Origin of the sequence: Pseudosulfitobacter sp. DSM 107133 (assembly GCF_022788695.1) — a bacterium.
Classification (GTDB): Bacteria; Pseudomonadota; Alphaproteobacteria; order Rhodobacterales; family Rhodobacteraceae; genus Pseudosulfitobacter.
Genome location: NZ_CP085162.1, coordinates 49,113 through 65,426, shown reverse-complemented (window position 1 = coordinate 65,426; position 16,314 = coordinate 49,113). Strand labels below are relative to the sequence as shown.

The window sequence follows — 16,314 nt, the reverse complement described above, 5'->3', positions numbered from 1 at the left end:
GGGTTGATGTGGAACACGCCCGTTGAGGGCTTCCACCAAAGCCCGGAATCAAGGTGCGTAGCACCGCCGGGCAGCGCCCGACCGCCCCATGGGCGGGCGCTTTCTCACCGTATTGCTGCTTCTTCATCCACACGCCAAAGACGAGACATAAAGTGGCAATCACGAGCCTCGTGATGCCCACCCGCGGTCGGGCGCTGCCCTTTGTAGTAGGGTCACGGTGCCTCAGGGCTGTTGCAGGACAATCGTGCACAGCTCGATCCCCACGACCTCCTGGCACAGGCCCGGCGGGGGCGGGGTGCCGTCGGGGGGCTGGGCGGCCACGTCGAACCCGTCTGCGATGGTGATGTCGGCGGTGGCGCGCAGGACCTTGCCCTGTCCGGCAACCGAATCCCCCGCCTGTGCCGTGGCGCGCTGAACGTCGCGCATGTATTGCCAGACCTCGATCCCCGCCACATGCGCCAGATAGGCATGGCCCGCGTGGTCAAACGCGCCCACCAGCCGGCCGGCCACATCCACCCGCACGGCGGCGGCGATGCCGTCGGTGTCGAACACCGCGCGAAAGGCGTTGGCCAGCGCGATGTGGTCGACGGGTCGCCCCTCGGCCACGGCGATGTAGGATTGCAGCTCGACCAGCTCAACCTCGGACATGGCGCGCACGTCGGCGTCCAGATCGGGCAGGGCCAACAGCTCTTGCACCGCCTGCGCCGCGCGGGGCCAGTTGCCCGCGATGCGGTAATCGTTCACGGCAAAGCTTAACGCCCGTATCGCGGCCTGCGCGTCTTGGGGGGCCAGCCCCTCAAGCCAGCGTTGCGCGGTGGTGCGCCGCGCGGCAGCGCCCGTGCCGGTGCGGTCCGAGTTCACCACCATGTCCAGCACATCCGCCACCATCTGCGCGTGGCCCGCATCGGCGACCATTTCGGGGCGCAGGGTGGGGGGCGTGACGTCGGGCACGGACAGGTCGGCGATGATCCGGTCGAACACGGCGCTGTCGTCCTGTCCCATGCGCCCGCTGATCACGGCCAGCAGGGACAGGGTCGAAAGGTTGGAAATGCGCACCAGCGGTTCCTGCGCCAGCACCTCGGGCAGGTTCAGGCCAATCAGCAGGCTGCGCGCCTGATCCAGATCGCCTGCGTTGAACAGGGCGGCGGCGTCGCGGGCGACTTCGGTGCATTTCAGGAAACCGGGGCTGTCGCTGACGGAAACGGGCGCATCCAGCCAGCCTTGCAATTGCGTGGCGTATTCATCTTCAAGATATCGGGATGGGTCCACGGTGACGCGATCCAGATCGGCGCGGGCCAGATCTGGGCGGCCGAAATAGGCGTAAGTGTAGGCACGCCAGATGCGCACGAAGTGCTGCATCTCGGGGGCGTCCTGTGCCACGGTCAGGGCGTTGTCATAGAGGTCCAGCGCGCGTTCGGCCTTGCACAATCCCGTGGCGATCAGGCTGGCGGTCACCACCATCACCTGCGCCCAGTCGGGGTCCAGCGGGCCCTGTGCGCGGGCGGCACGCAAGGCGCGGGTCAATTCCACGTCAAGGCCAAGGCCGCCGCCGTCGGCCAGTATCCGGTCAACATCGTTCAGCAAATCCGCCGGGCTTTGCGCCTGCACCGGCTGGGCCAGCATCAGTGCCAGCAGCGCGGGGATCAGACGCCGGATCATCGGTTGCCCACCACAAAGAACGGCGCCCATGCGACGGGGTGCGACAGGCCGGGGTCGCTGTCGTCGTCCATCAGCGCCAGCATCGCGCGGCGCATCGCCTCGGCCTTGCGCAGGTCGGGGTGGGCGCGCATTTCGGCAAAGGCGTGGGCGGTCAGCCGCGCGGCCGCGTCGTCGCGCACGGGCCAGTGGCTGACCAGCAGCGCCTGTGCACCTGCGGCAAAGAAGGCGCGGGCCAGACCGGACAGCCCTTCGGCCCCCGCGCCGTCACCGGCGGCGGTGTTACAGGCCGACAGCACCACCCAATCGGCGGTCAGCGTCAGCCCTGCAACCTCGCCCGCGGTCAGCAGCCCGTCATCGCTGCCGGTGATCGTGGCGGGCGGGGTCAGCGCCAGCGCGGGTTCGGCCAGCCCCTGCAATTCGCCCGCGATCAGCCCGTGGGTGGCAAAGACGATCACGTCGCGGTCGCTCAGGTCCATGGTTTCCAGCATCGTTTCCGAGGCATCTGCGCCCAGCAGCACCTGCGCGCTGCCTTGGTCAAAGGCGGCGGCGATGGCGCGGACCTCGCGGCGGGTGCCGGGCAGGGGGGCCAGCTGGCTGACATCGACGGTGCCGGTGGCGGCACGCACCACGGCGTCGGTGCCTTGGGTGCCGGTGAACAGCGGATCACCGATGGCCAGCAGGGTGGTGGTGGGCAGGCCGCTGTCGGAGGATAGGGCAGGGCGGTTTGCCCGCGCCGCCCGCAGGCTGACCGCGGACGGCAGCATGGTGATCGCATGGTCGCGCAACAACCAGCTGGCGTGGCGCAGCATGTCGGGGGTGGGGTCGCTGCCCGCCTCGGCCGGATCGGTCAGCAGGGTCGCGAAAGGCATCCCGATCCACGATTTGTCCGCGACGATCATCAGGTGGGGGTACTGCGCAAGCTCGGCCTGAAAGGGCGCGAACAGCCATTGGTACAGGATCGCGGCCAGCCGCGTGTTGAAGGGCTGGGTGGCGACCGGTTCATCATCCAGCGCGGCGGCGGCGCGCAGGGTGCCGCTCAGCCCCATGGTTTCGCGGTACATCGCCACCAGTTCCACCGCGTCGGATTGCGTCACCGGCAGGCGGTGCCACAGCACGTGCCGCCCCGAGATCAGCCAGAGCGTCAGCCAATCCTTGCCCTGATGCATCTGGATCAGCGCCTCGTCGGGGTCGAGCAGGCTTTGGGCCTCGGCAATGGTCAGCGGGTCGGGGGCGACGATGTCCAGATAGGCCGGAAACCCCTTGGCCAGCGCCTGATCGTTGACGCGCAGGGCCACGTCCAGTTCTTCCAGCCGCTGGCGGCGGCGGGCGGGATCAAGGGTGCTGTCGCTGCGCACCCGTGCCATGTCCTCGACCAGATCGCGGCGGGCAATGGCCAGCGGTTCCAGTCCCTGGGCCTTGGCGGCAAGCCGCAGGGCAATCTGCTGCACCGCCTGGGCCGCGCCCGAATTCTGCACGGTTTGCGCCATCTGGAACATCAGATCGGTACGGTCCAACGGCGAAAGATCCTGCGCGCGCAGCGGCAGGGGCAGCATCAGGAGGCAGGCAAGGATATATCGCAGCATAAGCGCGAGTGTTCGTGGCCGCCGCTGTGGGGGTCAAGTGACAAATGCTGTCCCTGCCGCGCGGCGCCTATGTGCGCAACCGCTCGACTTTGGTTCTGAATTCTGATTAGCACGGAACCTGCACAGAACCGCCCCATGGCCCCGCCCACAACAGAGACGACGTATTGCGCGCAAACCCCGCCTCAGAAACTGCCCGCCCCGCCGAGCTGCTGTTTGATGATGTCGCATTGCGCCTGTCCGGGCGCACGGTGCTGGAAGGGCTGTCGTTTTCCGCCCGCGACCGGCGGATTGGCATTGTCGGGCGCAACGGCTCGGGCAAGACGTCGCTGGCGCGGCTGATTGCGGGGCTGATCGCGCCAAGTGCGGGGCGGATCACCATCGCGGGCAAGGACATGGCGCGTGACCGCAAGGCGGCGCTGCGCAGCGTTGGCATCCTGTTCCAGAACCCCGATCACCAGATCATCTTTCCCACCGTGTCCGAAGAAATCGGCTTTGGCCTGACCCAGCTTGGCCATGACAAGGCAGAGGTGGCGCGACAGACCGAGGCGATTTTGCACCGCTTCGGCAAGGGACATTGGGCCGACGCCGCCACCCACAGCCTGTCGCAGGGGCAAAAGCAGCTGGTCTGCCTGATGGCGGTGATGGCGATGCAGCCCGCGCTGATTGTGCTGGACGAACCCTATTCCGGTCTGGATATCCCGACACGGCGGCAGCTGATGCGCTATGTTGACGGGGTCGGGGCCGGCGTTGTGCTGATTTCGCATGATCCGGCAACGCTTCAGGGATTTGACCGCGTGATCTGGCTGGATCAGGGCAAAATACGCGATGACGGCCCCGCCACGCGGGTGCTGCCCCTGTTCGAGGCACAGATGCAGGCATGGGGGGAAGAGGATGATCTCACTCACCTCGCCGGTTAGGATCTGGGCGCACGGGATGCGGGCCGGTGTCAAGCTGGGCCTGTTGTCGCTGGCCACGGGCGCACTGTTTGCCAGTGAAAACCCGGTGGTGCTGGGGGGCGCTGCGCTGGGTGTCGGGGCGCTGTACCTGACGGGGGGCACGCGGTTTGCCCGCGCGGGGCTGGACGGGCTGCGTATGCTGTGGCCGTTCCTGTTGGTGATCGCGCTGTGGCACGGGGTGACGGGGCAGATTGCGGCCGGGCTGGCGGTGACCTTGCGGCTGTTGACGGCGGTGGCGCTGGCGAATTTCGTCACCATGACCACGCAGCTTTCTGATATGATTGCGGTGATGTCATGGCTGTTGACACCGCTGCGCCGGATGGGTCTGTCAACCCGCGCACTGGAACTGTCGGTGGCGCTGGTGGTGCGCTTTGCTCCGTCGCTGGCGCAAAAGGGCGGGCGTCTGACCGAATCCTGGCGGGCGCGGTCGCCGCGCCGGGCCGGATGGAAAATCGTGACACCGTTGGCGGCGCTGGCCATCGACGATGCGGAATATGTTGCCGAGGCGCTGCGCGCGCGCGGTGGCATGGAATAGAAGACCTACAAACCAGAACAGGATTTACCGATGGAACGTAACCTTGCCCTTGTTGCCATGTTTGCCGCACTGATTGCAGCACTTGGCCTGATCCCGAAACTGACGCTTGGCTTTGGCGTGCCGATCACCGCGCAGACCATGGGTGTGATGCTGTGCGGCACGGTGCTGGGCGCACGGCGCGGGGCACTTGCGGTGCTGCTGTTTCTGGCGCTGGTCGCGCTGGGTCTTCCGCTGCTGGCGGGCGGGCGCGGCGGCCTTGGCGTCTTTGCGACACCTTCGGTCGGGTTTCTGGTGGGCTGGCCGGTTGCAGCCTTTGTCACCGGCTTTATTGTCGAGCGCTGGAACGGAAATCTGGCGGTTGTCTCTGCCGTGGCCTCGGTGCTGGGCGGTATCGTGGTGCTGTATGGCTTTGGCGTGGTGGGCATGTCGGTCATGCTGGACAAGACGCTGGCCGAGGCGGCGCTGCTGGTCACCGCCTTTATTCCGGGCGATGTGATCAAGGCGGTTCTGGCCGGTGGCATCACCTCGGGGCTGGCCAGGGCACGGCCCGACAGCATCCTGTCGCGCGGATGAGTGACACCGAGGCCCTGCTGCTGCACCGCCGGTCGGTGCGGGGGTTCCTGCCCGATGCGGTGCCGGTGGCAGACCTCGGGCGTATCCTGCGGGTGGCCCGTGCGGCCCCCAGCGGGGCCAATCTGCAACCGGGCCGGTTCCATGTGCTGACCGGCGCGCCGCTGGCCGCGCTTGCCGGCGCGCTGGAGGGCGCGGTGCGGGACGGGCGGCCCGAAGTGGCGCAGTATTCCTATTTTCCGCAACCGATGCCTGCCGATCTCAAGGCGAAACAGCGCGCGGCGGGCTTTGCGCTGTATCAGGCGCTTGGCATCGGGCGGCGCGACATCGCGGCGCGGCGCGCGCAGTTCACGGCCAACTACCGTTTCTTTGGCGCGCCGGTGGGGATTGTGGTGACGATCCACCCCGAGATGGGCAAGGGCTGTTTCATGGATCTGGGCATGGCGCTGATGGGTCTGATGACAGGGGCCGAGGCGCTGGGATATGCCACCTGCGGCATCGGAGCATTGGCCAATCACGGTGATGTTGCCCATGGGCAACTGGGGCTGGGGGCGGACGAGATGGTGGTCTGTGGCATTGCGCTGGGGCGGGCCGATCCGCAGGCGGCGGTGAACACCGTCAGAACCGAACGCGACCCGTTGGACAGTTACGCGACCTTCAGCGGCTTTGACCAGACGCCATAAGCAGCGCGGTGCCCAGGCCCCCGGCAGCGGCGATGGCGGCCAGTCCGGTGCCGCCGGTGTGGCGCAGTTCATGAAACAGACGCACCGCATTGATCGCCCCCGAGGCACCGATCGGATGGCCCCGCGCCAGCGCACCGCCGCCACGGTTGACCACGGCGGGGGCAATGCCGGTCAGCCGGACACAGGCCATGGCCTGCACCGCATAGGCTTCCATCACCTCGGCCACGGACAGGTCGGCGGCTTTCAGACTATGGCGGTCCAGAAGCGTGTTGATGGCCGCAACCGGCGCGATGCCGGGGCATTCCGGGCGGTCGCCCCGCGTGACACCGCCCAGCAGTGAAACACCCGTGGCCCCCAGACGCGCCGCGACGCGGTCCGACACCAGAATGCAAAAGGCCGCCGCATCTGCCGCCACCGCCGCATTGGCCGCGCTGATGGTGCCTGCCAACTGCGGCGCGCGCGCGCAAAGCCGTGTGTTCAGCGCGCGGGCAAAGGCATCCTTGGCAAGACCGCCGAGCGGCAGAATCTCACCGGTTTGCGGGGCAGCCAGCGCCTTGCGGTGGCTGTCGATGGCCCAGGCGTCCTGTTCGGCGCGGCTGATGCCCAGATCGGTGGCCAGCGCATCGGCGGCGGCGTCCATGTCGGGGTCACGCGCGGGCCACGGGGCAAAGGGCGGGCGGTCATAGGGCTGTGGCGCGCCGCCGTCGGGATCGGTGCGCAGACGCATGGGGCGGCGGGAATAGGATTCGACACCGCCCGCCGCGACCACATCGGCCTGACCCGACGCAATCAGGGCCGAGGCCAGCAGCAGCGCATCCAGCCCGCCGCAGCATTGCCGGTCGATACTCAGCCCCGCAACGCGTTCGGGCAGGCCGGCGGCAAGGGCAACCATCCGCGCCGGATTGCCACCGCCGCCTAGGGCATTGCCGGCAATCACCTCGTCGATGGCATCGGGCGACAGCCCCGCCGCATCAATCGCCGCCCGCAGCACCGGCGCACCCAGATCGTGCAGCGCAAGGCGCGCCAGCGCGCCGCCGCGCGGTGCAACCGGCGAGCGGATCGCCGACAGGATTTGCACCCCGCTCATGTGCGGGCCTCAAGCAGCGCGGCGATGGTGCGCAAATCGGGTTTACCCGAGGTCAGCAGTGGAAAATCCGGCAGGGCAATCACCTGACGCGGTGCCGCCAGCGGGCCAAAGGCGGCGCGGCACCGGGCGATCACCTCTTGCGCCTGACCTGCATCCGGCTGCCCCGCAATCACCGCAACCAGAACCGTGCCGCGCAGGTCGTCGGGCAGGGGCATCACCGCGCAATGGGGAATATCGGGGCGGCTTTGCAGCAGCACCTCGATGTCTTCGGGAAAGACGTTCTGACCGGCGATGGTGACCATGCGGCTGTGCCGGCCGGCAACAAAGACATGGCCCGCCGCGTCGATGCGCCCCAGCTCGCCCACGGTGACAAACCCGTCGTCCCAGCGGGTGTCGCTGCTGTGCCCTTTGGCATAGCCGTCAAACAGATAGGGGCTGCGGACCCAGATTTCGCCGGTGCCATCAACAGGATTGCGGATGTCGATGTCGACCCCCGGATAGGCCTTGCCGACCGCGCCGTCAGGGCCGGTGCCGTCGCCCCATGCAATAAAGCTGGTTTCCGATGTGCCGTAGAATTCCGTCAAACGCGCCTGCGGGCACAGCGCGGCAAGGCGGCTGCGCAACCCTTGGGGCATCCGCCCGCCACCGCACAGGATCTGGCGCAGCGACGGTATTTCGCCGCCCGCATCGCACAGCAGCCGCAGCTGGGTCGGCGTGGCATAAAGCACTGTCGCGCCTGCCTGCACCAGTTGCGCAACCTGCGCGCGCGGGTGCAGCCCCGCCAGCAAATGCAGATCGGCCCCCAGATGCGCCGCCTCGACAATCGCGAACAGCGCCAGCGAATGCGACGGCAGGCTGAGCACGCCATAGACATCGCGCGCGGACAGATCAAAGTGGTCGCGTGCAATGTCAAAGCTGGCAATCCACGAAGAATGGCTGCGCCGGATCGCCTTGGCCGCGCCGGTGGTTCCGCCGGAACGGCTGTGAGATACCCCCGCCGCCGCAGGCGACTGCGGCAGCACGCCGATTCCGTCCGGGCCGACTGAAAAATCACGACCGCCGAGGATGGCATTGCGCAGGGCACGGATTTCGCGCGCAAGGGCAGGGGCCTGCGATGGCGCGCCACCAATGGGGTGGCCCTGCACGAACAGTTGCGTCGCATCGCTCCAGCGGAAACGGTCCCTGGTCATGGGGTTTCGTTTCTGGCAGTCGTGGGATGTGCTGACGGCATCTGGGATATGTCTTTCGGAATGCAGTTGTGTGGCGCGCGACATAAGCCGGCGTTGTAGCTTTGTCTGGCGGCGCTGACCAGCGGTGCAAAAAGACCGCACAGGTTCAACAGGCTGTCGTCGCGCCAGTATCGGTCGGGGGGCGGCTTTTTGCTGATGACTCAAAGGCGGCTTTCGCACAGCGCCGCCTTGGTGAAGAATGACCGCCTAACAAGAGCGGTCCGGCCCCGAGTCGTGAACCGCCAGCGAGCAGGAGCATCGGCACCAGGTGTCTTATCAATACGCCACAGACCGGCATGGCGACATGTCGGCAAACACAGCCCCGTTCCAGATCCGTGGGCGGTTCCTGACGGCGCTTGCGCTTCGGGTCGACGCGGATGCGGATATGGAATCCTTCTATGCGCAGCTTGACGCGCAGCTGGAGCAAACACCGCAGTTCTATGACAAGGCACCTATGGTCCTTGATCTGACACATGCGCCGGCAACGGCAGAGCCGGATCGTCTGCGCCCGCTGATTGAGAATTTACGGCGTCGGAACCTGCGGGTTTTCGGCGTCCATGGCAGCGGCAGCGTTTCGGCGGATGCCTTGCAGGAACTGGGGTTGATCGAGGTGCCTGCGGGCAAGGATGCGCCGATGCCCGCGGACAGACAGGCGCGGCGCGGGTCGCGTGCCGCGCGGGTGGACATCAAAAACAAGGTGCTGCATGCGCCGGTCCGGTCGGGCCAGACGGTTGTCAGCGAACATGGTGACCTGACGGTGGTAGGCACGGTTGCGTCGGGGGCCGAGCTGATCGCCAGCGGTTCGATCCATGTGTATGGCGCCCTGCGCGGGCGGGCGATGGCCGGCGTGCACGGAGACGAAAGCGCCCGGATCTTCTGCCAGGTGCTTGATGCCGAACTGGTGGCCATTGCCGGACTTTACCAAACCAGCGAGACACTTGCCCCCGTCGCCCGCAAGGGCTGCGCGCATATCTACCTGGAAGAAGAAAAACTGCGTGTAGAGGTGATTTGATGAGCATTGAATTGAAGGAAAAGCCGCCTCTCGGGCGCGTTATCGTGATTACGTCGGGCAAGGGCGGCGTGGGCAAGACCACGTCGTCGGCGGCAATTTCGGCGGGGCTGGCCCAGCAGGGCTTTCGGACAGTCGTGATTGATTTTGATGTCGGGCTGCGCAATCTGGACATGACCATGGGCTGCGAGCGGCGCGTCGTTTTCGACTTTATCAACGTCATTCAGGGCGATGCGCGGCTGAAACAGGCCCTGATCCGCGACAAGCGGCTGGACAATCTGTGCATCCTGCCAACCTCGCAGACGCGCGACAAGAATGCGCTGACCAAAGAGGGGGTTGAAAAGGTTCTGGACGAGCTGAAGCAGGAATTCGACTATATCATCTGCGACAGCCCTGCGGGGATCGAACACGGTGCCCAGATGGCGATGTATTTTGCCGACGAGGCGGTTGTTGTGACCAACCCCGAGGTGTCCTCGGTGCGCGACAGTGATCGGGTGCTGGGGTTGCTCAGCAGCCAGACCCTGCGCGCCGAAAGCAAGGATGCCGCGCCGGTCAAGGCGCAGGTTCTGCTGACGCGCCACGACAAGGCGCGGGTCGAAAGCGGCGAGATGATGACGGTGGAAGACGTGCTGGAAATCCTCGCGGTTCCGCTGTTGGGGGTGATCCCCGAAAGCCAGGCGATTTTGCGCGCCTCGAACATCGGCACGCCCGTTGTGCTGGATCAACCGTCGGCTGCGCGGCGGGCCTATGAGGATGCGGTCAGCCGTCTGATTGGCAACGAGGTCGAGATGCGCATCGAAGGCGAGCGCCGTCCCAACCTGCTGAACCGTTTGTTCGGACGTGCGTCATGAGCTTTTTCAATTTTGCCCGCAAACCGCGCCGCCCCAAAAGCGCGCAAACCGCAAAGGACCGGCTGCAAATCCTGCTTGCGCACGAGCGCAGCGGGGGCGGCACGGCTGAAAACGATTACCTGCCGCTGCTGCAACGCGATATCGTGGCGGCGATCCGCAAACATGTCCCTATTGCCGAGGATGATGTCGAAGTGCGCATGGAACGCGGTGACAAGATGTCGAGCCTGGAGATCAACATCGAACTGCCGCGCTCTGCCGCGTCGTCCTAGGGCCGTAACCCCCTCAGGACACTGGTTGTCAGGAAAATGAGGGCTGCAACGCAGACAATGGAGGGGCCGGCAGGCGTGTCCAGCACATAGGCGGCGCGCAATCCGGCTATGGCCGAGCCGCCACCGATCACGGCGGCAATCACGGCCATTTCCTCGGGGGTGCGCGACAGCGGGCGGGCGGCGGCGGCAGGTATGATCAACATCGCCGCAATCAAAAGGACACCGACAACCTTGATCGCGACGGCAACGGTGACGGCAAGCGCCAGGGTCAGGACCAGCTGTTCGCGCTTGGGGTCGATACCACCGGCATAGGCAAGCTCTTCGCTGAGGGTGGATGTCAGCAGCGCGGACCAGCGCCAGCCGATCAGCCCGACCACCAGCGCGGCACCGCCCCAGATCACCGCCAGATCGCCGCGCGACACCGCCAGAATGTCACCGAACAGATAGGCCATCAGGTCGATGCGGATGCCCGACAGGAACGACACCGCAACCAGCCCGAAGGCAAGCGCGGAATGGGCCAGAACGCCCAGCAGCGTATCCATCGCGTAACCGCGCCCCGTCAGCAGTGTCACGGTCAGGGCCATCACCAGCGCCACGGCAACCGCGCCGGCAAAGATCGAGATGTTCAGCGCCAGCGACAGGGCCACGCCCAGAATCGCGGCATGGGCGGTTGCGTCACCGAAATAGGCCATGCGCCGCCAGACGACAAAGCTGCCCAGAGGTGCCGCGGCACAGGCAACGCCGACACCCGCCAGTGTTGCGCGGACCATAAAATCATCCAGCATCATCCAGCCGCCTTGGTTTTGGTGTTTTCGGGGTGTCCGTGGTCATGGGTGCAGGTTTCATCATGCCCATTCCCGTGGTCATGCCCGTGCCCATTCCCGTGGTTATGGTCGTGATCGTGGCGGTACAGGGCCAGTGCCCCGCCGGTGCCAGACCCGAAAAGCGCGCGATATTCCGGCGCCGCCGAGACGATTTCGGGCGTGCCTTCGCAGCAGACGTGCCCGTTCAGACAGATCACCCGATCCGAGGCGCTCATCACCACATGCAATTCGTGACTGATCATCAGAACGGCGCATCCGGTGTCTTTGCGCACCTCTTCGATCTGGCGGTAGAACGCGGCGGAGCCGGGTTGGTCCAGACCCTGCGTGGCCTCGTCAAGCAGCAGGATTTCGGGGTCGTTGATCAAGGCGCGTGCCAGCAGAACGCGCTGCATCTGGCCGCCCGACAGGGCAGACATCTGACGCCCCGACAGATCCGGCACCCCGGCGCGCGCCAGCGCCCGCGCGCCCGCGCTGCGGGATGTGCCGCCGGTCAGGCGCAGGAACCTTTCCACCGTGATGGGCAGGGTGGGGTCGATGTGCAGCTTTTGCGGAACATAGCCGATGCGCAGAGCGGGTTTGCGGGTGATCCTGCCGGATGCGGGGCGCACCGCGCCGATCAGGGTGCGCAGCAGCGTCGTCTTGCCGGAACCGTTCGGGCCGACGATGGTGACGATTTCCCCCGGTTCGATGGCCAGTGACACATGCGCCAGCACTGTCTCGGCACCATAGCCGACACTGACGTCTTCAACGGTGACAAGGCTCATGGTGCAGCGTTGTCGGCGCAGGCCGGACACAGGCCGACGGCTTCCACCATGGTGCGTTCGATCTGGAACCCGGTCGCGCGGGCCGCGTCACCAAGGGCACCGCGTGCAGGTGCTGACTGTGCTTCGGCAACGGAATCGCAGGCGCGGCAAATCATGAAGGCGGGTGAATGGTTGGCCCCGGGATGGGCGCAGGCAATAAAGGCGTTCAGCCGTTCGATCTTGTGTGCAAAGCCGTTGGCGACAAGGAATTCCAGCGCACGATAGGCCACCGGCGGCTGCGCCCCGAAACCGGCCTCGCGCAGGCGGTCGAGCGTTTCGTATGCGCCAAGTGCGCGGTGTTCTTGCAGAAGAATTTCCAGCGCGGCGCGCCGGACCGGGGTAAAGCGCAGCCCGTTGGCCGCGCAATGCGCCTCGGCAGCGGCCACAGCGGTGGTGATACAGCCCGCATGGTCGTGTTTGTCGAATCCGACCGGATCTGACGGCGTTTCACGATCTGTCTGTGATCCACTTGTCATGTTATTACATTTCCTGTACGCGACCTGTAACGTTATAAAATCACATGGAGTGAAAGATGTCCAGAAACCTCGCGTCCTTGTCGCTTGCGGCCACGCTGCTGGCTGGAACGGCCCTTGCGGATGTCCCGAAAGTGGCCGTGGATATCGCCCCTGTGCATTCGCTTGTGGCGCGTGTCATGCAGGGGGTTGGGGCGCCGTCGCTGATCGTGGCACCGGGGGCCAGCCCGCACGAATACACCCTGCGCCCGTCCGAAGCAGCGGCCTTGCAGGACGCGGATCTGGTGTTTTGGATCGGCCCCGATCTGACCCCCTGGCTGGAAAGCGCGATTGATACGCTGGCCGGAAATGCGACCGCTGTCGAACTGATCGAGACCGAAGGCACCACGGAACTGCCGATGCGTGAAAGCGCCTTGTTCGAGCCGCATCAGCATGGCGACGAAGGCCACGGTGAAGATCATGAAGGCCACGATCATGCGGGTCATGACGAAGGCCACGATCACGCGCACGAGGGTCACGACCATGCGGGGCATGAGGGTCATGACCATGCAGGGCATGAGGACCACGACCATGAAGGGCACGAGAACCATGACGGGCACGAGGGTCACGACCATGAGGGCCACGATCCACATGCCTGGCTGTCGCCGGACAACGGGGCGGTCTGGTTGAACGCAATCGCCGCCGCGCTGTCGGCGGCCGACCCGGACAATGCGGGCGCGTATTTTGCAAATGCCGCAGCAGGGCGCGAGGAACTGGCAAATCTGCGGACCCAGATCAACACCATCCTGGAACCCGTGCGCGGTGCCCATTTCATCGTTTTCCACGACGCCTATCAGTATTTCGAACAGGCATTCGACTTCCCGGCCTCGGGTGCGATCTCTGTTTCGGATGCGACCGATCCAAGCCCGGCCCGTATCGCCGGAATTCAGGCGCGCGTCGCGGATCAGGATGTGACCTGTGTTATGTCAGAACCGCAATTCAATCCGGGCATTGTGGCCTCGGTTATGGACGGTTCGACTGCGCAAACAGGGGTGATGGACCCGTTGGGATCCGACCTTGAACCGGGGGCGGACCTGTATCCGCAATTGTTGCGTAACCTTGCAACCGCGCTGGCGGGCTGCCTGTGACCGTCTGACGCTTTCCGCGCTGTTTTCCGACGGGTCGCGCCAGCGGCGCGTTGTTGCGAATGCCAGCGGACGGCCCGGTCGGGCGTCCGCTGGCAGATCAATCCTGATTGAATTCGCGTTGCAGGATGTACAAGGTCGCCAGCGTTACCAGCACGCCGGACACCAGATACAGGGCCGCCGCCCAAAGCCCGAATCTGCTGGCCAGAAACAGCCCGACCAGCGGCGCAAAGGCGGCTCCGAAAATCCATGACAGGTTGGTGGACAGCGCAGAACCGGAATACCGGCAATCGGGCGCAAAACGGTTGGGCACGATGGCGCTGGACTGACCATAGGACAGGCCGAAGATCAGGAAGCCGGGGATGATGTAGATGGCAGGATTGTCGTTCAGCGTACCGATCGTCAGGCACAGCAGCAGTGTCAGGACGCTTGACCACAACAACACGGCGCGCTTTGTGTAGCGGTCGGCAAGCACACCGGACAGAATGACAGTTCCGACCGACAACGCGCCTCCGACAAGCTGCCACAGGATGATCCGGTCAATCGCATGGTCGGTAAAAAGCAAGGTATAGCTGATCGGGAAAACCGTCAGCATGTGCAACAGCGCATAGCTGGACAGGGGCAAGAACGCCGACAACAGAATTGTGCGCCATTCCGTCCGCACCAAAAAGCCGAACGGAGCCGATTTCATCAGCGTTTCCCCGTCCGAGCCGAAATCTGTGGTCAGCAGCCGCAGACGTGCAAACAGGGACACCACATTTACCGCCATCACCGCGAAAAACGCGAAGCGCCAGCCGTGTTGATAGAATTCCTCGGGTGTCAGGAAACCGGTCAGCACAAAGAACATCGCGGCGGCCACGCAAAACCCGATGGGCCCGCCCAGTTGCGGCACCATGCCATACAGGCCGGTGCGATCCTGCGGGGCGGCAGATTTGAGTTGCAGTGTCAGCCCGTCCCAGGAGCCGCCCAGACCAAGGCCCTGAATAATGCGAAATCCCGCCAGCAACGCAGGGGCCACCCAGCCAAGCCGGTCGTAGCCCGGCAGCAGGCCAATCGCGACCGTCGAGGTGCCCAGAAGCATCAGGGCAACCGTGATCTTGCCGGCCCTGCCGATGCGTTTTTCCAGTTTCCGCCCCAGCAGACTGGCCACCGGACGCGCGAGGAACGCCAGCGCGAATATACCGAACGACGCCAGGGTCGCAGGGACCGGATCAAGGAAGGGAAAGAAGATCTTGGGGAAAACCAGCGCCGAGGCGATGGCAAAGACAAAAAAGCCGAAATAATCCGTCACCCGCGCCATCACCACCGTCGTGATGACATCATCAAGACGGACAGATTGCGGCACATATTCTTGCGCGTCATCCGAGCCAGGTGCGCTTTCGTAGGTCATGACAGAAATCCTTCGTCCTTGTTCTGCTAAGGATAGTGACAATATCAAAATTCGCCACAAGTTCCGACACCTGCGCCAATACAGCGCAGCTTTCGCGCTGTCCCACGACCGCCAGAGTGCTAATATTAAGGCGCTGACAAATCATGCAATAGGTCACCAATGTCTCTCACTCAATTCAGGATCGGCGGCAAAGCCTGCCGGTTTGCGCCTCTGGCCCTTACACTGATGACGTTGTCGGGGTGCAATCTGGTGGTGATGAACCCTGCGGGTGATGTCGCGTCACAGCAGGCTGACCTTATCATCTATTCCACCGTCCTGATGCTGATCGTGATTCTTCCGGTGCTGTTGTTGACGGTCTTTTTTGCCTACAAATACCGGTCCGCGAACAAAGAGGCGCGTTATGACCCTGAATGGGACCATTCCGTCAGCCTGGAAATCGTTGTGTGGACGGTCCCTCTCGCGATTGTGATCTGTCTGGCGGGGCTGACGTGGGTGGCAACGCACCGGCTGGATCCCTACCGCGACTTGCCGCGCATTTCCGAAACCCGGCCGATTGATGCCAACGTGACACCCCTTCAGGTGCAGGTCGTGGCGATGGATTGGAAATGGCTGTTCATCTATCCCGAATACAATATCGCCACCGTGAACGAGATGGCGGTGATCGAAAATCGTCCGGTCGAGCTGAAGCTGACATCAACCACGGTGATGAACGCGTTTTACGTCCCCGATATGGCCGGAATGATCTATGCGATGGCAGGGATGGAGACCGAGCTGAATGGCGTTATCAACAGCGTCGGCACCTATGAAGGCTTTGCTTCGCATTACAACGGTGCGGGTTTCTCGCGGATGCGGTTTGACGTTCAGGCGCTGGATCAGGCCGGTTTTGACAGCTGGGCGGGCGCTGCGGCGGCCAGCAACGATCCGCTGGATCGCGCGGCTTTTGTGCAACTGGACCAGCCCAGCATCGGCAACGACGTGCACTATTACGGGTCTGTCGAGGATGGGCTGTGGCAGCGCATTCTGAACATGTGTGTGGGCGATGACGACCTGTGCCTGAACGACATGATGATGGTCGATGCGCTTGGCGGGGGCGGCATTGACGGGCTGCTGAACCGCGAACTTTATCGGGGCCTGTGCTCTGCCGATGATCCGCAGGGCATGTTTTCGATCCTCCGCCCCGATCTGGCCGACCGCGCCGAAGAAATCAACGCATTGCTGGACTTTCTGCCGCCAGAGACTCCGCCGATGTCTGTGCCAACCGGGAATTAA

17 protein-coding genes are annotated in these 16,314 nt (G+C 64.8%); 9 read left to right on the top strand and 8 right to left on the bottom strand.

What is annotated here, in order from left to right:
- Positions 1 to 222: 222 nt before the first annotated feature.
- Complete coding sequence (locus tag DSM107133_RS24740) at positions 223 to 1,659, bottom strand: hypothetical protein (RefSeq protein WP_114292496.1); 1,437 nt, start codon at positions 1,657 to 1,659, stop codon at positions 223 to 225.
- Positions 1,656 to 3,242 (bottom strand): CHAT domain-containing protein, encoded by a 1,587-nt coding sequence (locus DSM107133_RS24735; RefSeq protein WP_114292497.1) that lies wholly within the window; start codon positions 3,240 to 3,242, stop codon positions 1,656 to 1,658. Before DSM107133_RS24735 ends, DSM107133_RS24740 begins: the two co-directional genes overlap by 4 nt.
- 164 nt (positions 3,243 to 3,406) lie before the next feature.
- Between DSM107133_RS24735 and DSM107133_RS24730 the strand changes: the two genes are divergently transcribed.
- The 4 genes from DSM107133_RS24730 to DSM107133_RS24715 are packed head-to-tail and all read left to right on the top strand — an operon-like array spanning position 3,407 to position 5,986.
- A complete protein-coding gene (locus tag DSM107133_RS24730; RefSeq protein ID WP_240310444.1) occupies positions 3,407 to 4,159 on the top strand; it encodes an ABC transporter ATP-binding protein in 753 nt (250 codons plus the stop codon).
- Positions 4,134 to 4,733, top strand: a complete 600-nt coding sequence (locus tag DSM107133_RS24725; RefSeq protein ID WP_114292498.1) for an energy-coupling factor transporter transmembrane component T — start codon at positions 4,134 to 4,136, stop codon at positions 4,731 to 4,733. Before DSM107133_RS24730 ends, DSM107133_RS24725 begins: the two co-directional genes overlap by 26 nt.
- 30 nt (positions 4,734 to 4,763) lie before the next feature.
- Positions 4,764 to 5,306 (top strand): biotin transporter BioY, encoded by a 543-nt coding sequence (locus DSM107133_RS24720; protein WP_114292499.1) that lies wholly within the window; start codon positions 4,764 to 4,766, stop codon positions 5,304 to 5,306.
- Positions 5,303 to 5,986 carry a nitroreductase gene (locus tag DSM107133_RS24715; protein ID WP_114292500.1) on the top strand — a complete coding sequence of 228 codons (684 nt, stop codon included), beginning with the start codon at positions 5,303 to 5,305 and terminating at the stop codon, positions 5,984 to 5,986. The genes DSM107133_RS24720 and DSM107133_RS24715 overlap by 4 nt, the downstream gene beginning before the upstream one ends.
- Here the strand turns inward: DSM107133_RS24715 and DSM107133_RS24710 are convergent.
- Positions 5,961 to 7,073 carry an acetyl-CoA C-acyltransferase gene (locus tag DSM107133_RS24710; protein WP_114292501.1) on the bottom strand — a complete coding sequence of 371 codons (1,113 nt, stop codon included), beginning with the start codon at positions 7,071 to 7,073 and terminating at the stop codon, positions 5,961 to 5,963. The genes DSM107133_RS24715 and DSM107133_RS24710 overlap by 26 nt on opposite strands.
- Positions 7,070 to 8,263 carry an AMP-binding protein gene (locus tag DSM107133_RS24705; protein ID WP_162791982.1) on the bottom strand — a complete coding sequence of 398 codons (1,194 nt, stop codon included), beginning with the start codon at positions 8,261 to 8,263 and terminating at the stop codon, positions 7,070 to 7,072. The genes DSM107133_RS24710 and DSM107133_RS24705 overlap by 4 nt, the downstream gene beginning before the upstream one ends.
- A gap of 307 nt (positions 8,264 to 8,570) precedes the next feature.
- On the opposite strand from DSM107133_RS24705, the gene minC reads away from it, so the two are divergent.
- From minC to minE, 3 genes are read left to right on the top strand one after another with little or no spacing between them, the layout of a single operon-like run.
- On the top strand, positions 8,571 to 9,314 hold the full coding sequence (gene minC, locus DSM107133_RS24700; RefSeq protein WP_240310445.1) for a septum site-determining protein MinC: 744 nt from the start codon (positions 8,571 to 8,573) through the stop codon (positions 9,312 to 9,314).
- Positions 9,314 to 10,162, top strand: coding sequence for a septum site-determining protein MinD (minD, locus tag DSM107133_RS24695; protein ID WP_114292503.1), 849 nt, complete (start codon positions 9,314 to 9,316; stop codon positions 10,160 to 10,162). The genes minC and minD overlap by 1 nt, the downstream gene beginning before the upstream one ends.
- Entirely contained in the window at positions 10,159 to 10,431 is a 273-nt protein-coding gene (gene minE / locus DSM107133_RS24690) for a cell division topological specificity factor MinE (RefSeq protein WP_114292504.1), read from the top strand. The genes minD and minE overlap by 4 nt, the downstream gene beginning before the upstream one ends.
- On the opposite strand, the gene DSM107133_RS24685 is transcribed toward minE, so the two are convergent.
- From DSM107133_RS24685 to DSM107133_RS24675, 3 genes are read right to left on the bottom strand one after another with little or no spacing between them, the layout of a single operon-like run.
- Positions 10,428 to 11,216, bottom strand: coding sequence for a metal ABC transporter permease (locus DSM107133_RS24685; protein ID WP_114292516.1), 789 nt, complete (start codon positions 11,214 to 11,216; stop codon positions 10,428 to 10,430). The genes minE and DSM107133_RS24685 overlap by 4 nt on opposite strands.
- Positions 11,216 to 12,019 carry a metal ABC transporter ATP-binding protein gene (locus DSM107133_RS24680; protein WP_114292505.1) on the bottom strand — a complete coding sequence of 268 codons (804 nt, stop codon included), beginning with the start codon at positions 12,017 to 12,019 and terminating at the stop codon, positions 11,216 to 11,218. The genes DSM107133_RS24685 and DSM107133_RS24680 overlap by 1 nt, the downstream gene beginning before the upstream one ends.
- Positions 12,016 to 12,534 (bottom strand): transcriptional repressor, encoded by a 519-nt coding sequence (locus tag DSM107133_RS24675; protein ID WP_114292506.1) that lies wholly within the window; start codon positions 12,532 to 12,534, stop codon positions 12,016 to 12,018. Before DSM107133_RS24675 ends, DSM107133_RS24680 begins: the two co-directional genes overlap by 4 nt.
- Positions 12,535 to 12,590: 56 nt before the next feature.
- Between DSM107133_RS24675 and DSM107133_RS24670 the strand changes: the two genes are divergently transcribed.
- The gene (locus DSM107133_RS24670) at positions 12,591 to 13,658 is read left to right on the top strand and encodes a zinc ABC transporter substrate-binding protein (RefSeq protein ID WP_114292507.1); all 1,068 of its coding nucleotides are present in this window, start codon (positions 12,591 to 12,593) and stop codon (positions 13,656 to 13,658) included.
- Between the two features lie 97 nt (positions 13,659 to 13,755).
- Here the strand turns inward: DSM107133_RS24670 and DSM107133_RS24665 are convergent, their stop codons facing one another.
- Positions 13,756 to 15,045: an MFS transporter gene (locus DSM107133_RS24665; protein ID WP_114292508.1), complete on the bottom strand. Its 1,290-nt coding sequence runs from the start codon at positions 15,043 to 15,045 to the stop codon at positions 13,756 to 13,758.
- Positions 15,046 to 15,204: 159 nt separating this feature from the next.
- On the opposite strand from DSM107133_RS24665, the gene cyoA reads away from it, so the two are divergent.
- Positions 15,205 to 16,314, top strand: coding sequence for a ubiquinol oxidase subunit II (gene cyoA / locus DSM107133_RS24660; RefSeq protein WP_240310446.1), 1,110 nt, complete (start codon positions 15,205 to 15,207; stop codon positions 16,312 to 16,314).

Coding starts and splice junctions, on each gene's coding strand:
- DSM107133_RS24740 (WP_114292496.1), bottom strand. CDS start 1,659: ATGATCCGGCGTCTGATCCCCGCGCTGCTGGCACTGATGCTGGCCCAG.
- DSM107133_RS24735 (WP_114292497.1), bottom strand. CDS start 3,242: ATGCTGCGATATATCCTTGCCTGCCTCCTGATGCTGCCCCTGCCGCTG.
- DSM107133_RS24725 (WP_114292498.1), top strand. CDS start 4,134: ATGATCTCACTCACCTCGCCGGTTAGGATCTGGGCGCACGGGATGCGG.
- DSM107133_RS24720 (WP_114292499.1), top strand. CDS start 4,764: ATGGAACGTAACCTTGCCCTTGTTGCCATGTTTGCCGCACTGATTGCA.
- DSM107133_RS24715 (WP_114292500.1), top strand. CDS start 5,303: ATGAGTGACACCGAGGCCCTGCTGCTGCACCGCCGGTCGGTGCGGGGG.
- DSM107133_RS24710 (WP_114292501.1), bottom strand. CDS start 7,073: ATGAGCGGGGTGCAAATCCTGTCGGCGATCCGCTCGCCGGTTGCACCG.
- DSM107133_RS24705 (WP_162791982.1), bottom strand. CDS start 8,263: ATGACCAGGGACCGTTTCCGCTGGAGCGATGCGACGCAACTGTTCGTG.
- minD (WP_114292503.1), top strand. CDS start 9,314: ATGAGCATTGAATTGAAGGAAAAGCCGCCTCTCGGGCGCGTTATCGTG.
- minE (WP_114292504.1), top strand. CDS start 10,159: ATGAGCTTTTTCAATTTTGCCCGCAAACCGCGCCGCCCCAAAAGCGCG.
- DSM107133_RS24685 (WP_114292516.1), bottom strand. CDS start 11,216: ATGCTGGATGATTTTATGGTCCGCGCAACACTGGCGGGTGTCGGCGTT.
- DSM107133_RS24680 (WP_114292505.1), bottom strand. CDS start 12,019: ATGAGCCTTGTCACCGTTGAAGACGTCAGTGTCGGCTATGGTGCCGAG.
- DSM107133_RS24675 (WP_114292506.1), bottom strand. CDS start 12,534: ATGACAAGTGGATCACAGACAGATCGTGAAACGCCGTCAGATCCGGTC.
- DSM107133_RS24670 (WP_114292507.1), top strand. CDS start 12,591: ATGTCCAGAAACCTCGCGTCCTTGTCGCTTGCGGCCACGCTGCTGGCT.
- DSM107133_RS24665 (WP_114292508.1), bottom strand. CDS start 15,045: ATGACCTACGAAAGCGCACCTGGCTCGGATGACGCGCAAGAATATGTG.
- cyoA (WP_240310446.1), top strand. CDS start 15,205: ATGTCTCTCACTCAATTCAGGATCGGCGGCAAAGCCTGCCGGTTTGCG.